Origin of the sequence: Streptomyces sp. NPDC058052 (assembly GCF_042885515.1) — a bacterium.
In the GTDB taxonomy this organism is placed as follows: domain Bacteria; phylum Actinomycetota; class Actinomycetes; order Streptomycetales; family Streptomycetaceae; genus Streptomyces.
In genome coordinates, this window is record NZ_JBHVRX010000036.1 from 1 (window position 1) to 13,121 (window position 13,121).

The 13,121-nt window shown below is 74.4% G+C and carries 12 protein-coding genes; 5 read left to right on the plus strand and 7 right to left on the minus strand.

The window, feature by feature from the left end:
- Positions 1 to 55: 55 nt before the first annotated feature.
- Entirely contained in the window at positions 56 to 1,237 is a 1,182-nt protein-coding gene (locus ACFVU3_RS33630; protein ID WP_390072303.1) for an acetyl-CoA acetyltransferase, read from the minus strand.
- 106 nt (positions 1,238 to 1,343) lie between these two features.
- On the opposite strand from ACFVU3_RS33630, the gene ACFVU3_RS33635 reads away from it, so the two are divergent.
- Together ACFVU3_RS33635 and ACFVU3_RS33640 are read left to right on the plus strand one after the other, a co-directional pair.
- On the plus strand, positions 1,344 to 2,573 hold the full coding sequence (locus ACFVU3_RS33635) for an acyl-CoA dehydrogenase family protein (RefSeq protein WP_390072305.1): 1,230 nt from the start codon (positions 1,344 to 1,346) through the stop codon (positions 2,571 to 2,573).
- Positions 2,573 to 3,046 carry a nitroreductase/quinone reductase family protein gene (locus tag ACFVU3_RS33640; RefSeq protein WP_390072307.1) on the plus strand — a complete coding sequence of 158 codons (474 nt, stop codon included), beginning with the start codon at positions 2,573 to 2,575 and terminating at the stop codon, positions 3,044 to 3,046. Before ACFVU3_RS33635 ends, ACFVU3_RS33640 begins: the two co-directional genes overlap by 1 nt.
- A gap of 147 nt (positions 3,047 to 3,193) precedes the next feature.
- Here the strand turns inward: ACFVU3_RS33640 and ACFVU3_RS33645 are convergent, their stop codons facing one another.
- Entirely contained in the window at positions 3,194 to 3,841 is a 648-nt protein-coding gene (locus tag ACFVU3_RS33645) for a TetR family transcriptional regulator (protein ID WP_390072309.1), read from the minus strand.
- Between the two features lie 280 nt (positions 3,842 to 4,121).
- On the opposite strand from ACFVU3_RS33645, the gene ACFVU3_RS33650 reads away from it, so the two are divergent.
- Positions 4,122 to 5,012, plus strand: a complete 891-nt coding sequence (locus ACFVU3_RS33650) for a VOC family protein (protein ID WP_390072311.1) — start codon at positions 4,122 to 4,124, stop codon at positions 5,010 to 5,012.
- Positions 5,013 to 5,045: 33 nt separating this feature from the next.
- On the opposite strand, the gene ACFVU3_RS33655 is transcribed toward ACFVU3_RS33650, so the two are convergent.
- Positions 5,046 to 6,671 carry an IS200/IS605 family accessory protein TnpB-related protein gene (locus ACFVU3_RS33655; protein WP_390072313.1) on the minus strand — a complete coding sequence of 542 codons (1,626 nt, stop codon included), beginning with the start codon at positions 6,669 to 6,671 and terminating at the stop codon, positions 5,046 to 5,048.
- 290 nt (positions 6,672 to 6,961) lie between these two features.
- On the opposite strand from ACFVU3_RS33655, the gene ACFVU3_RS33660 reads away from it, so the two are divergent.
- Positions 6,962 to 9,319, plus strand: coding sequence for a PQQ-binding-like beta-propeller repeat protein (locus tag ACFVU3_RS33660; protein WP_390072315.1), 2,358 nt, complete (start codon positions 6,962 to 6,964; stop codon positions 9,317 to 9,319).
- Between the two features lie 64 nt (positions 9,320 to 9,383).
- Here ACFVU3_RS33660 and ACFVU3_RS33665 read toward each other — a convergent pair whose 3' ends face one another.
- Positions 9,384 to 9,983: a hypothetical protein gene (locus tag ACFVU3_RS33665; RefSeq protein WP_390072317.1), complete on the minus strand. Its 600-nt coding sequence runs from the start codon at positions 9,981 to 9,983 to the stop codon at positions 9,384 to 9,386.
- A gap of 139 nt (positions 9,984 to 10,122) precedes the next feature.
- Between ACFVU3_RS33665 and ACFVU3_RS33670 the strand changes: the two genes are divergently transcribed.
- On the plus strand, positions 10,123 to 10,722 hold the full coding sequence (locus ACFVU3_RS33670; RefSeq protein ID WP_390072319.1) for a hypothetical protein: 600 nt from the start codon (positions 10,123 to 10,125) through the stop codon (positions 10,720 to 10,722).
- Here ACFVU3_RS33670 and ACFVU3_RS33675 read toward each other — a convergent pair.
- The 3 genes from ACFVU3_RS33675 to ACFVU3_RS33685 are packed head-to-tail and all read right to left on the minus strand — an operon-like array spanning position 10,688 to position 13,056.
- Positions 10,688 to 11,473: an enoyl-CoA hydratase/isomerase family protein gene (locus ACFVU3_RS33675; protein ID WP_390072321.1), complete on the minus strand. Its 786-nt coding sequence runs from the start codon at positions 11,471 to 11,473 to the stop codon at positions 10,688 to 10,690. The genes ACFVU3_RS33670 and ACFVU3_RS33675 overlap by 35 nt on opposite strands.
- Positions 11,470 to 11,901, minus strand: a complete 432-nt coding sequence (locus ACFVU3_RS33680) for a Zn-ribbon domain-containing OB-fold protein (RefSeq protein WP_390072323.1) — start codon at positions 11,899 to 11,901, stop codon at positions 11,470 to 11,472. Before ACFVU3_RS33680 ends, ACFVU3_RS33675 begins: the two co-directional genes overlap by 4 nt.
- Positions 11,902 to 11,913: 12 nt before the next feature.
- A complete protein-coding gene (locus ACFVU3_RS33685) occupies positions 11,914 to 13,056 on the minus strand; it encodes a lipid-transfer protein (RefSeq protein ID WP_390072325.1) in 1,143 nt (380 codons plus the stop codon).
- Positions 13,057 to 13,121 lie beyond the last annotated feature (65 nt).

Sequence of the window (13,121 nt, forward strand, 5' to 3'; positions counted from 1 at the left end):
CCCGGACGGGGCGGGCCGCGCCGGGCCCGCCCCGTCCGGGGCGCCCGCGGCGGGGTCAGTCGCGGCCGAGGACCACCGTGGCCGAGGAGCAGAACCAGCCGCCGGTGCCGGAGGCGAGGGCGAGCCGGGGGAGGCCGCCGTCGGGGCGGCGCACCTGGAGACCGGGGGCCTCGCCGCGGAGCTGGCGGACGGCCTCGACGAGGAGGAAGAGGCCCCGCATGCCGGGGTGGCAGGCGGAGAGCCCGCCGCCGTCGGTGTTGACGGGCACCGCGGACTTGTCCGTGACGTACGCGCCGCCTTCGCCCTTGGGGCAGAAGCCGAGGTCCTCCAGGGTCACCAGGGTCATGTAGGTGAAGGCGTCGTAGATCTCGGCGACGTCGATGTCGGCGGGGGTGACGCCGGCGCGTTCGAGGGCGAGGCGGCCGCTGACGGCGGCGGGCGAGACGGTGAAGTCCTCCCACTCGGACATCGTCGTGTGGGAGACGTGTTCGCCGGTGCCGAGGATCCAGACCGGCGTCTTCCGGGTGTCCGGCACGTACTCCTCGGCGACGAGGAGCACGGCGCAGCCGCCGTCGCTGCGGATGCAGCAGTGCAGTGTGGTGAAGGGGTCGGCGATCATCGGGCCGGAGAGGACCTCGTCGACGGTGACGGGCTTCCGGAACATGGCCTCGGGGTTCAGCGCCGCGTTCGCGCGGGCCCGGACGGCGACCTCGGCGAGCTGTTCCAGGGTGGTGCCGTACCGGTGCATGTGGCGGCGGGCGGCCATCGCGTACTTGGCGACCAGGGTGTGCCCGTACGGGACCTCGAACTGGAGCGGGCCGCGGGCGCCGAAGGAGAGGTTGGAGGTGCGGCGCCCGGCCTTGATGTCGGCGCGCGCGGTGGAGCCGTACACGAGCAGCACCGCGTTGGCGCGGCCCTCGGCGATGGCGTCGGCGGCGTGGGCGGCCATGACCTCCCAGGTGGCGCCGCCGACGGAGGTGGAGTCCACCCAGGTGGGGCGGAGGCCCAGGTACTCGGCGACCTCGACGGGGGCGAGCGTGCCGAGTCCGGCGGAGGCGAGTCCGTCGACGAGGGAGCGGTCGAGGCCGCTGTCGGCGAGGGCGCGGCGGGCGGCCTGGGCGTGGAGCGCGTAGGGGGTGGCCCCGTCGACCCGGCCGCAGTCGGAGAGCGCGACGCCGGCGACGGCGACCCGGCGGCGGCCGCGGCTGCTGCGTGAGGTGGTGCCGATGGCGGTCATGGATCTGACGGTACATCAGATCTCTGCGATCGGGACCCGCGTCGCTCTGGGCAACCGTCCCTCCCCCGCCCTAACATGACGGACCGTCAGATACGGAGGGAGCCTCATGGAAACCGCCGACGGCGCGGACCCCGCCGCGCTCACCGCGACGCAGCGGGAGATCCGCCGCACCCTGCGGGACCTGCTCGCCCAGCACGCCGGCCCCCCGGCCGCCCGCACCACCACCGCCGCCGAGGGCTACGACCCCGCCCTCTGGGCCCGCATGTCCGGCGAACTCGGCCTCGCCCGGCTCGCCCTCCCCGAGGAGTACGGAGGCACCGGCCGCGGCACCCCCGAACTCGCCCTCGCCTGCGAGGAGACCGGCCGCGCCCTCGCCCCCTCCCCGCTCCTCGCCACCGCCGTCCTCACCGCCCCCCTCGTCGCCGCCCTCGGCACCCCCGACCAGCGCGCCGACCTGCTGCCCCGCATCGCCGACGGCGCCCTCACCTGCGCGCTCGCCGTCCCCGGCGGCTCCCTCGCCCACGCCCTCGGGCTCACCGGCGACAACACCACCGGCGCCTGGTCCGGCGACGGCCGGGCCGGCGGCGTCCAGGCCCGCCCCGCCCCCGACGGCGACGGCGGCTGGCTCCTCTACGGCGAGGCCGAACAGGTCCTCGACGGACACAGCGCCGGGCTCCTCCTCGTCGCCGCCCACACCGGCGGCTACGCCCGCAGCCGCACGCTCCTCTACCTCGTCCGCACCGAGGACGCCGGCCCCGGACTCGTCCGCACCCGCCGCACCGGCCTCGACCCCACCCGCTCCCCGGCCGGCGTCCAGCTCCGCGACGTCCCGGCCACCCTCCTCGGCGAGGACCCCGCCGACCCCGCCGACATCACCCGCGCGCTCGCCGCCGCCGGCCGCACCGCCGCCGTCCTCCTCGCCGCCGAGGCCACCGGAGCCGCCCGCGGCGCCCTCGAACGCACCCTCGGCGACGTCGCCGGCCGCGAACGCCCCGGCCGGCCCGCCGGCCCCCTCCAGGCCGCCCGGCACCGCCTCGCCGACCTGCACGTCCAGGTGGAGGCCGCCCGCGCCCTGACCTACTGCGCCGCCCGCGAACCCGGACCCGGCCCCGAGAGCGGACCCCTCGCCCTCGCCCAGGCCCTCGAAGCCCTCCGCGCCGCCGCCGGCGAGGCCGTCCAGCTGGACCGCGGCAGCGGCACCGGCGGCACCGGCGAATCCGGCGCCCACCCCTACGTCCGCCGCGCCGCCGCCGACGAGCTCCTCTTCGGGCCCGCCGGACGCCTCCGCGCCCGCGCCGCCGAACGCACCGGACTCCTCGGAGAGGCGGCCGCCTGATGCCCATCGGAGTGAAACTCGTCCAGAAGGTCTCCTCGACCCGGACCTTCGCCCGCGTCGCCCCCCACGTCATCCCCGCCCTCGACAAGGCCGTGCACCGGCTCAGCAGGGGAAAGACGCTGCTCAGCACCCAGATGCTGCCCGGCGTCGTCCTCACCGCGACCGGCGCGAGGAGCGGCCGGGAGCGGACCACCCCGCTCGCCTGCATGCCGGAGCCCGACCGGGGGACCTGGCTCCTCATCGGCTCCAACTTCGGCCGCCCCGGCCACCCCGCCTGGACGGCCAACCTGCTCGCCCACCCGGACGCCGTGATCAGCTGGAAGGGCGAGCCGATCCCCGTACGGGCCGAACGGCTGACGGGGGAGGAGCGGGCGGCGGCCTGGAAGGCGGCCCTCGCCTTCTGGCCCCCGTACGCCGCCTACCAGGCCCGGGTGGACCGCGAGATCCGGCTCTTCCGGCTCACCCGCAGATGAACCGGGCCGGACCAGGCGGCCCAAGGCCCCGGACACGACGACGCCGACGGCGGTCCCGCCCCGGGAGGGGCGGCGACCGGCGTCGGCGTCGACGACAGGACGGGTGAAGGAGAAGGCGCCGGAGTCACCGGGGCCGGACGGCCGGGACTATCTGACCGGCTTCTTGCCGGTGATGCCCAGATGCACCAACAGAGCCAGATTCGGCTTGAGTTCGGCCTGCTTCACACCCCAGGTGGTGAAGCCCTTCTGATGGCCGGCGACCGCGGCCAGCATCGCCACGAGCGAGCCCGCCATCGCGGCCGCGCTGACCTCCTTGTCGACCTTGCCCTTGGCCTGGAGCTCCTTCACCGCGTCCGTGAGGGAGTTGGTGACCGAGTTCAGGATCTTCATGCGGATCTTGTAGAACCGCTTGTCGCCCTCCGCGGCCCCGAGGTCCACGACCCGCAGGATCGCGTCGTGCTTCCGCCAGAAGTCGAGGAAGCCGTCGACGAGTTCCTCGGAGGTCTGCCAGGCCGCCTTGCCGACCCAGGAACGGCCGGAGACCAGCTCGGTCAACCCGGCGCCCTCCTTCGCCATTTCCTCCGCGAGCTCCAGGACGGCGCCTTCGACGTCCGGGAAGTACTGATAGAACGTCGCGGGTGAAGTACCCGCCTTCCGGGCCACGTCGATCACCTTGACGTCCCGGTACGGCGAGGAGCTGAGCATCTCACCGAGGCAGTCGAGCAGCTTCTGCCGCGTCGCCTGGCCGCGTCGTCCGGCCACGCGGCCGTCGACGGTGCGTACTTGTCCTGTCATGCCGTCAGCTTACCGAGGGGGGATCAGCGCGCGATTCGGCCGACTGCAAATGGGGTGCACCCCGTTCCCCGAGGTCGGCAGGGGTGTCCTCGGCGGGTCGCGGCGACCGGATCCCGCCACCGCGGCCGGGCCCCTCCGCGCCCCCGCCCGCCTTATGAACAGGCTGTGGACAACTTCGGTGGACAACCCCGCCGACCGGGAACGGGACCCCGGCCGGACCGGCTCCCCGGACGGCGCACACCGGAGCGCGCCCCCGCCCCCGCCGCCCTAGCGTGGAGCCATGGCCGTATACACAGAGGGCACCCCCTGCTGGGTGGACGCGCAGCTCCCCGACCTGGAGGCGGGCAAGCGCTTCTACGGCGAGCTCTTCGGCTGGACCTTCGACGACGACCGCGACGAGGCCCTGCTCGACGGACGCCGGGTCGCCGGGCTCCTCCCCAAGCGGGACGGCCGCATGCCCACCACCTGGACCGTCTACCTCGCCACCAAGGACGCCGGCACCGTCGCCGCCCGCGTGAAGGCCGCCGGCGGGCAGATGGTCATGGAGCCGTACCCCGTCGGACCCTTCGGCGTCCTCGCCCTGGCCGCCGACCCCGGCGGCGCCGTCGTCGGCCTGCGCCAGTCGGGCGAGGACGACGGCTTCGAGGTCGTCAACGAACCCGGCTCCTTCTGCTGGATGGAGGTGTACACCCGCCGTCCCGGGCCCGTGGACACCTTCTACGCCTCCGTCTTCGGCTGGCTCGGCCGCCAGGCCGACCCCGCGGAGGAGGGCAAGGAACCCGGCTTCGACTACCGCGTCTGGTCCCCGCCCGGCTCGCGCGCCGGAGACGACACCGCCTTCGGCGGCCGGGCCGTCATCACCGACGCCTTCCCCGCCGAGATGCCCGGCCACGTCCTCGTCTACTTCGCCGTCCGCGACTGCGACGAGGCATGCGCCATCACCGTCCGCCTCGGCGGCCGCGTCGCCGAACCCCCCGTCGACACCCCCTACGGCCGGATCGCCGTCCTCCACGACAACCAGGGCGCCCGCTTCGCCGTCCTCGCCGAACCCACCCCCGCCGACCCCCTCGTCACCACGGCGGAACCCACCGCCCTCTCCACCGACACCGTCCCCCTGACCGTCCCCGCACCCCCCACCTCCACCCTCTCGGACCCCCCCTCGGCGGTGTGAGCGTTCCGCTCCGTATGACCTGTGACACCGTTCCTAGCCGGTGGCCGGGGGAGGGTCCAGGAACCCCTCCCGGCCACCGCGGACATCCCGAACGGTGAGGGATGTCCTGGTCGCCCGCTTTCGCTCCGCGTCCGGCGGCACGCATCGTGTGCGTGGTCCGGGAACGTGGGGGCGGGTCTCCTCGTGCCCTGGGCTGCCGGACCGAGCCTGAACGGTCCGATGCCCCTGTCCATCGCTCCGGTGAGCAGGGGGCGGTGCCGTCCGACGCCTGATCGGGTGTCCCAGGGCGCGTCTTCCGATGGCCACCGATGCCGCCTGGTGGCGGGTGGTTCTGCGGCTCGTGCCGCTGAGGGGCTTCTGCCAGTGCTGGGCGCCCCACGCGCTGGTGTAGGCGGGGTCGACGGCGACGACGGTGATGCCGAGTGCGGTGGCCATGGCCACGAGCCGGGCGCGGAGCCGGGCCACCGGCATGCCGGAGATCAGTCTGCGGAAGTCCTTCCGTCGGCCGTGCTTCTCCCGGGTCTTCTCCGCATGGAAGTCGAGGTCCTCGACCGCGATCGCGAGGCCGTGCCGCAGAGCCCAGTGCAGGAGACGCGTCAGGGCGTGGCGGACCTGGGCGTCACGGTGGCCGGCGGTGCCGGACAGGTCGTAGGCGAAGGTACGGGGCTCGCCGACGGGGTTGCCGTGCGGGTCGAGACGCCAGGCGGCGAGGTGGTCGGCGTTGGTGTCGACGCCGACGGCACCGCTCGCGACGGCGGTTGCGACGGGAGCGGTCACGGGCGCCGGGATCTGCCAGGAGGCGGTGAGGTACCAGCGTCCGCGAGCCGTGTCGTGGTGGATGCGATAGGCCACCGCGCGGTTGCCGGTGACGCGGTCGGCCCATTCGTCGCCGCGGTGGCGGAAGGCCGCCCGGGAGGCCAGGACGTACCGGCCGCGCGGGGCGTTCGCGAGGTCTGCCAGCGGTGCGGGCAGTTTGATCGACACCTCGCCGTCGGGGGTGACACGGATCGTCTCGTTCCCGAACCGCTTGCCGGACTCGCCGTCCGCCTGGAGGAACGCCCGCTCGGCCTCCCATCGCTCACGCCACTGTCCGGCGGTGAGCCGGGCGGCGTCGAGCCGGTGGCGGTCGCGGGCCAGCTTCCTCCCCCCGCGGACGACCCGGACCCGCCCCGCCCGATGGTCGGCCCGCTCACGGGCCAGCCGGTCCTTCAGCACCTGCAGGCGGCGGGCCTTCGCGTGCCACTCCTGGCGGGAGCCGTATCCACCCGGAGCCCGCTTCTCGCCCCTCTCGCCCAGCGGCAGTGACAGCCGGTACGAGAGGGTCCGCACCCCGGCTTCCAGGTTCTGGACGCGCGCCCACTGGCCGCGCCGGGCGAGCGCCCACTGATCGTGCGTGGCCTTCGTCACCGACCCCGCCCACCGCGACGACGACTCCCTGGTCAAGGTCCGCTTCCGTTGCGCCCATGACTCCGCGGAGTGCTCCAGCCCCTCGGCGCACCTGTGCTGGAGATCACGCGCGGCGAGTGAGCCGAGGTGGGATCCGACCCGCCGCAGTACGGCACGGTCCCGGTCGGTCAGCTGCTTGAGGCCGGTGCGCACCGTGACCCCCGAGGGGCCCGGCACCACGAACGGCGCGGCCACTTTCCGCAGACCGCTCACCACGCCTCCCCACCGGCTCCGGAACGCACCCACGTCCGTCAGGACGTCCAACGATCAGCGGCCCGAAGGGTCACCCATTCGATTCCGGAACCACCGTTCCCTTCTCCGCGACGGCACGGCGGCACGGGCCCACGCGCCCCGCTCGCGGGGCGGAAGGTCCCCACCTCCCCTGCGCGCGTGTACGGTTCGCCACTCCGATCCGCCCCCGGGTTCGCAACCAGGGCCTCGGACAGGAACAATCAGGGGCCAGGGCCGTACCGTCATGGCCCGTACGGGGAGGTGGCAGGCAAGTGGAACAGCTGACGCAGCACGACCCGAGACGCATCGGGCCCTTCGAGGTGCTGGGCCGGCTCGGCGCGGGCGGCATGGGGCTGGTCTATCTCGCGCGCTCGGCGTCCGGCCGGCGCGTGGCGATCAAGACCGTGCGCACGGAGCTCGCGGAGGACCAGCTGTTCCGGGTCCGCTTCACCCGGGAGGTCGAGGCCGCCCGGGCGGTGTCCGGTTTCTATACGGCGGCCGTCGTGGACGCCGACCCGCGCGCGGCCGTGCCGTGGCTGGCGACCGCGTACGTGCCGGCGCCCTCGCTGGAAGAGATAGTGAACGAGTGCGGGCCGCTCCCGGCCCAGGCCGTCCGCTGGCTCGCGGCCGGAGTCGCCGAGGCCCTCCAGTCCATCCACGGCGCCGGTCTCGTCCACCGCGACCTCAAGCCGTCGAACGTCCTCGTCGTCGAGGACGGCCCCCGGGTGATCGACTTCGGCATCGCGTCCGGCGTCTCCAACACACGGCTGACGATGACCAACGTCGCCGTGGGCACCCCGGCCTACATGTCGCCCGAGCAGGCCCGCGACTCGCGCAGCGTCACCGGCGCCAGCGACGTCTTCTCGCTCGGCTCCATGCTGGTCTTCGCCGCCACCGGCCACGCGCCCTTCCACGGCGCCAACCCGGTCGAGACCGTCTTCATGCTGCTCCGGGACGGGCCGGACCTGGAGGGTCTGCCCGACGAGCTGCGGCCGCTCATCGACGCGTGCATGCAGATGGACGTGGCCCAGCGGCCCACACCGGCCGATCTCCAGGCCATGCTCGCGCCGCACCTCTTCGGGCCGGGCAGCGACGACAGCGGCACCGCCTCCGCGTGGCTGCCGGAGAGCGCCGTCACCATGATCGAGACCCGGCGCGGTGGCCGGCCGGCCCCGCCGCCGCCGGTCACCCCGCCGCCGATGCCGCCGCGCCCGCCCGTCGGCTTCGACGGGGGCGACCCGCGCGAGCCCGCCCACGTGGGCGGCCGGCACGCGGGACCGGCGGAGGAGTCCGGCGGTCCGGTGCGGCTCGGCGGCGCCACCGTGCCGATCGGCCCCGGCCCCCGGGTCGCCGACACCCGGGCGGCGCTCGCCGTCGGCCAGGCGTCCGATCCGCACGCCACCGGCTGGGTCCGGCCGCCCGGCGGGGAGCCCGCGCCGGCGCCGGCGCCCGTGCCGCAGCAGGCGCAGCCGCAGACGGACCCCGGGAACGGGGCGTGGCGGCCGTGGCGTTTCCGCATGTCGAACGATGTGTGGGGGACTCCGGTCGTCGACGGCGATCTGCTCTACGTGACCTCGTTCGAGGTGCACGCGCTGGACACCGCGTCCGGCCGGCGCCAGTTCAAGACGCGGGACGTGGCCTGGTCGATGGCGGTGGCCCAGGGCCGCATCCACGCGTCCGACGGACCGACGCTGTACGCGCTGGACGCCACCGACGGCAGCGAGCGCTGGCGGCTGCGCACCGACGCCTGGGTGTACTCCCTCCGGGTGGACCGGGGCACCGTGGTCACCGGCACCCGGGGTGGCGGCGTGCAGGGCTGGGAGGCGTCCAACGGCGCGAAGCTGTGGGAGATCACCGGCTGTCAGACGGACTTCGAGACCCCGGAGGCGGGCCCGGCCGTGCACGGCGACACCGTGTACGTGTGGCGGGAGGCCCGGCTCCTGGCCCTCGACGCCCGGACGGGCACCGAGCGCTGGTCGTACCCGATCGGCGACGCCGCCGCCTGCGGGCACGTGCCGGTCCGGGTCGCCCCGGCCGAGGACGGCTGCGTGTACGTCTCCGCCGGCACCCGTGTGCTGTCCGTCGACATCGACTCCGGGCACGTCCGCTGGCACTTCGAGGCGCCCGCCGTCTTCCTCTCCCCGCCGGCCTTCGCACCCGGCCCGGCGGTCACGGGCGGTGGCGTGTACCTGGCCGACCACCTCGGCACGGTGTACGCGATCGACGCCACGACCGGCCAGGACCGCTGGCGGATCGCGACCGAGCAGCGCCAGTCGTCCGAGCCGGTGCTCGTCGCGGACGGCAATGTGCACGTCGGCAGCGGCAGCGCGCTCTACACCCTGGACGCGGTCACCGGCACCCCCCGGTGGCGGTTCGCGGCCGGTGCCGAGCTGGTGGGCACCCCCGTCGTCGCCGACGGGCGGGTCCACTTCGGCTCCGCCGACCACGTCCTCTACACCCTGGACGCGACCGGCGGGCAGCTGCGCTGGAAGCTCGCCACGGGCGGCGAGATCACCGGCTCGCCGGTGGCGAAGGGCGGGGTCGTGTACGCGTGCAGCAAGGACCGCTGCGTGTACGCGCTCGACGCGGCGAAGGGCACGGCCACCGGCCGGGGTGCGGCCGCCCGCTAGCACCGCGCCCCCGCCCGGCCGCCGCCGGCACCGCGCCTGACCCCGCCCGCACCGCGCCCGGGGTTCAGGCGCGGTGGTGACCGTCCCGGTCGGCCGGAGGATCGACCGGGACGTCGAAGCGGCCGGGGGCGGCGTACGGCAGGTTCCTGGTCTCGGCGTCGTACGGCTGCCCGGCGGGCGGTGGGGCGTCGACGGGCGGTCCGTCGAGGGTCGGGCGGGTGTGCGGCGCGGCGGGCTCCAGGCGGTGGCTTCTGGGGCGGCCGGACATGACGAGGGCGCCGAGCAGGAGCAGCACCCCGCCGCCGAAGGCGTTGGCGACGCCGTCGCCGAGGCCGCGTCCGTCCCCGGAGATCACCAGGCTGCCCTCGGCCTGGCCGACCCGGACCATCCACAGGACCGTGACGCCGAGGACGAGGAGTCCGGCGAGGGCGACGAGCAGCCGGGAGCGCAGCACCACGCCGACGAGGGTGACGAGGGCGGCGACGGCGAAGGGCAGCAGGATCGAGCCGACGACCCCGGAGCCGTCGTCGGTGATGCCGGTGAAGAGGTCCCCGATCGGATAGTCGCTGCCGTGACGGCCGTCGTACCAGGCACGGAAGGGGCTCCAGACGGCGGCCGTCGCTCCGGCGAGGGCCAGGACCGAGCCGGCGACGTTGCGGATCATCGATCGGCCTCCTCGGGGGGCTGCGCGGCCTGGCTCTCTCGCTGTCGACGCTACGCCGGGTGAGGGGGGCCCGCCATGCGGGCCCTCCCGCCCCGCTAGGGTGTGGCGCGCACATGACCGAAGGGACGGGGAGACGGCGATGGTAAGGACCCGGGTGAAGCTGGCCGCCACACTGACGGTCGTGGTGCTGGCGCTGACCGGCTTCCAGACGAGCACCGGTGGCAGCGGCGGCAAGAGCGGCAAGAGCAAGAGCAAGAGCGGCGGGGGCGGCTGCTCCAGCGACAAGAAGGACAACGACGACTACGCGGGCTCCGGGTCGGGCGGCGGCGACAGCGGCAGCGGTGGCGGCGAGTACACCGCCGAGCCGGCGGTCACCGCCTCGGCGTCGTACGGCCCCGCCGTCGACGTGATCGTCGTGGACTGCGTGAAGCCGGCGCAGAAGAAGCGCAAGGGGAAGCCCGCGCGTAAGGCGGACACCACGGCGACGCTGCGGATCGTCAACGAGGGGCTGTACAGCACCACCCAGACCTACCGGGTGACCCTGGAGTTCCGCGGCGGGACCGGTTCCGTGGTCGACACGGCGGAGACGGTCGTGACGGTCGAGGGCGGGCAGCGGAAGGACTTCGAGGTGAAGATGGCGCGGCCCCGCCTCGTGGACAAGGTGAAGAACTGCGTGATCGCCGAGGCCCGCGCCACCTCCGCCCCTACCGCGTCCGGAAGCCCGTCCGCCGGGTCGTGAACAGCTCGGCCTGCCGCTCCGCCGGCAGGTTGCCGAGCGTGACGAGGTGCGGGGCCTGGGCGAGGGCCTGGGACCTGACGGCCTCCTTGGCCGTCCACAGGGCGCGTACGGTGCCCTGCACGGCCTCGGTGGGGAAGGAGGCGATGACGGCCGCCGCCTCGCGTGCGGCGGTCAGCGCTCCGCCGGCCTCCGTCACCTCGCTGACCAGGCCGGTCTCGTAGGCCCGGCGGGCGGAGATCCGTTCGGCGGAGCCCATGAGGGCCATCCGGGCGATCTCGCCGAAGGGCATCCGCTGGGCCATGTGGATGGTCTCGTAGGCGCTGACCATGCCGTAGGTGGTGTGCGGGTCGAAGAAGGCGGCGGTCTCGCCGGCGATCAGGAACTCGGCCTCGCCGAGCAGGTAGAAGGCTCCGCCGCAGGCCATGCCCTCGACGGCGGCGATCACCGGTTTCCACAGGTCGTTGGCCTTGGGGCCGATCGCGATCAGCGGGTCGTCGATCGTGTACGGGGAGGCGGGCTGCGGCACCCGGCCGGCGTCGTCGCGGTCGATGCCGGTGCAGAAGGCCCGCCCGCCGGCGCCGGTGACGACGACGGCGCGGATCTCGTCCTCGTACCGGAACGCCCGCCAGACGGCGCCGAGTTCGCGGGCCATGGCGAGGGTGAGCGCGTTGAGCCGGGCGGGCCGGTCGAGGGTGACGACGGCGACGCCGGTCTCCTTGTCGCGGTCCACGGAGATCCCGGGGGCGCTCATCCGCGCTCCAGGATCCAGCGGGGGACGGCGATGCCGTCGATCTCGGTGAAGGCGACGCGGACGGGGGCGCCGATGCGGAGCCGGGCCGGGTCGACGGAGTCGAGGCGGGCGCCGGGGGAGGCGACGACGTTGCCGGCGAGGCGGATGCGGGGGGCGTCGGCGAGTTCGACGAGGACCGCGTTGTAGGGGGCCTGGTTGGCGTAGTCGGGCAGCAGCGGCGGGTGCGGGAGCACGTAGGACCAGATGCGGCCGCGGCCGGACATGAGCCGCCACTCGGTGGCGAAGGACTGGCAGTGCGGGCAGCAGGGGCGGGGCGGGAAGCGGAGTTCGCCGCACTCCTTCTTGGCGCACGCCTGGACGCGGAGTTCGCCGCGGGCGGTGAACTCCCAGAAGGGGGCGCCGTCTTCGTCGATGACGGGGTTCAGCACGGGATCAGCTCCTCAGGCGCGCAGCAGGATGGCGGAGGTGGGGACGCCCTCGCCGGCGGTGACCAGGCAGGTGGCGGCGTCGGGGACCTGGGCGGTGGAGGTGCCGCGGAGCTGCTTCACGCCCTCGTTGATGAGGTTGAAGCCGTGCACGTACGCCTCGGAGAGGCCGCCGCCGCCGGTGTTGAGGGGGAGCCGGCCGCCGAGTTCGAGGGCGCCGCCCTCGGTGAAGGCGGCGCCCTCGCCGCGCCCGCAGAAGCCGTAGCCCTCCAGGGAGAGCGGGACGAGGGGGGTGAAGGCGTCGTAGATCTGGGCGACGTCGACGTCCTGGGGGCCGAAGTCGGCGGTCTTCCACAGGTGGCGGGCGGCGGTCCAGGCGGGGCCGGAGAGCGGGTCGTCGTTCCAGTAGTTGACCATGCCGTGGTGCTGGGCGGGCAGGCCCTGGGCGGCGGAGTGGATGTAGACGGGCTTGCGGCGGCAGTCGCGGGCGCGTTCGGCGGAGACGATGACGCAGGCGAGGGCGCCGTCGGTCTCCAGGCAGTTGTCGAAGAGGCAGAGGGGTTCGCTGATCCAGCGGGAGGTCATGTACATCTCCCGGGTCAGCGGGCGGTCGTACATGATCGCGGCCGGGTTCTGGTTGGCGCGGTTGCGGCAGGCGAGGGCGACGTTGAAGAGGTGGTCGCGGGTGGCGCCGTACTCGTGCATGTAGCGGCGGGCGAGCATGCCGATCTCGTCGGCGGGGCGGAGCAGCCCGTAGGGGCGGGTCCACTGGCCGGGGGTGGGGAGCTGGACGGCGGTGTTCTTCCAGGGGCGGGGTCCCGAGCCGCGTTTGCGGGAGCGCCAGGCGACGCCGACGCTCGCCTGGCCGGTGGCGACGGCGGCGGCGAGGTGGCCGACGGTGGCGCAGGAGCCGCCGCCGCCGTAGCCGACCTTGGAGAAGAAGGTGACGTCGCCGGCGCCGATGGCCTTGGCGACCTCGACCTCGTCGGTCTCCTCCATGGTGTACGAGGCGAAGCCGTCGACCTCGGACGGGGCGATGCCCGCGTCGTCGAGGGCGGCGAGGATCGCCCGGCAGGCGAGGGCCTTCTCGGTCTCCGGGAGTCGTTTCGCGAAGGCGGTCTGTCCTATGCCGACGATGGCGGTGGCGTCCTTGAGCACCGGACCTCCTCATGGGGCAGCACTGCTGACAGCGCGTCAGGCTACAACTAATCTGACGGATAGTC

What these genes read in the sequence shown, in the direction of transcription:
- ACFVU3_RS33630 (WP_390072303.1), bottom strand. Translation starts at nt 1,237, where the DNA reads ATGACCGCCATCGGCACCACCTCACGCAGCAGCCGCGGCCGCCGCCGG.
- ACFVU3_RS33635 (WP_390072305.1), top strand. Translation starts at nt 1,344, where the DNA reads ATGGAAACCGCCGACGGCGCGGACCCCGCCGCGCTCACCGCGACGCAG.
- ACFVU3_RS33640 (WP_390072307.1), top strand. Translation starts at nt 2,573, where the DNA reads ATGCCCATCGGAGTGAAACTCGTCCAGAAGGTCTCCTCGACCCGGACC.
- ACFVU3_RS33645 (WP_390072309.1), bottom strand. Translation starts at nt 3,841, where the DNA reads ATGACAGGACAAGTACGCACCGTCGACGGCCGCGTGGCCGGACGACGC.
- ACFVU3_RS33650 (WP_390072311.1), top strand. Translation starts at nt 4,122, where the DNA reads ATGGCCGTATACACAGAGGGCACCCCCTGCTGGGTGGACGCGCAGCTC.
- ACFVU3_RS33665 (WP_390072317.1), bottom strand. Translation starts at nt 9,983, where the DNA reads ATGATCCGCAACGTCGCCGGCTCGGTCCTGGCCCTCGCCGGAGCGACG.
- ACFVU3_RS33670 (WP_390072319.1), top strand. Translation starts at nt 10,123, where the DNA reads ATGGTAAGGACCCGGGTGAAGCTGGCCGCCACACTGACGGTCGTGGTG.
- ACFVU3_RS33675 (WP_390072321.1), bottom strand. Translation starts at nt 11,473, where the DNA reads ATGAGCGCCCCCGGGATCTCCGTGGACCGCGACAAGGAGACCGGCGTC.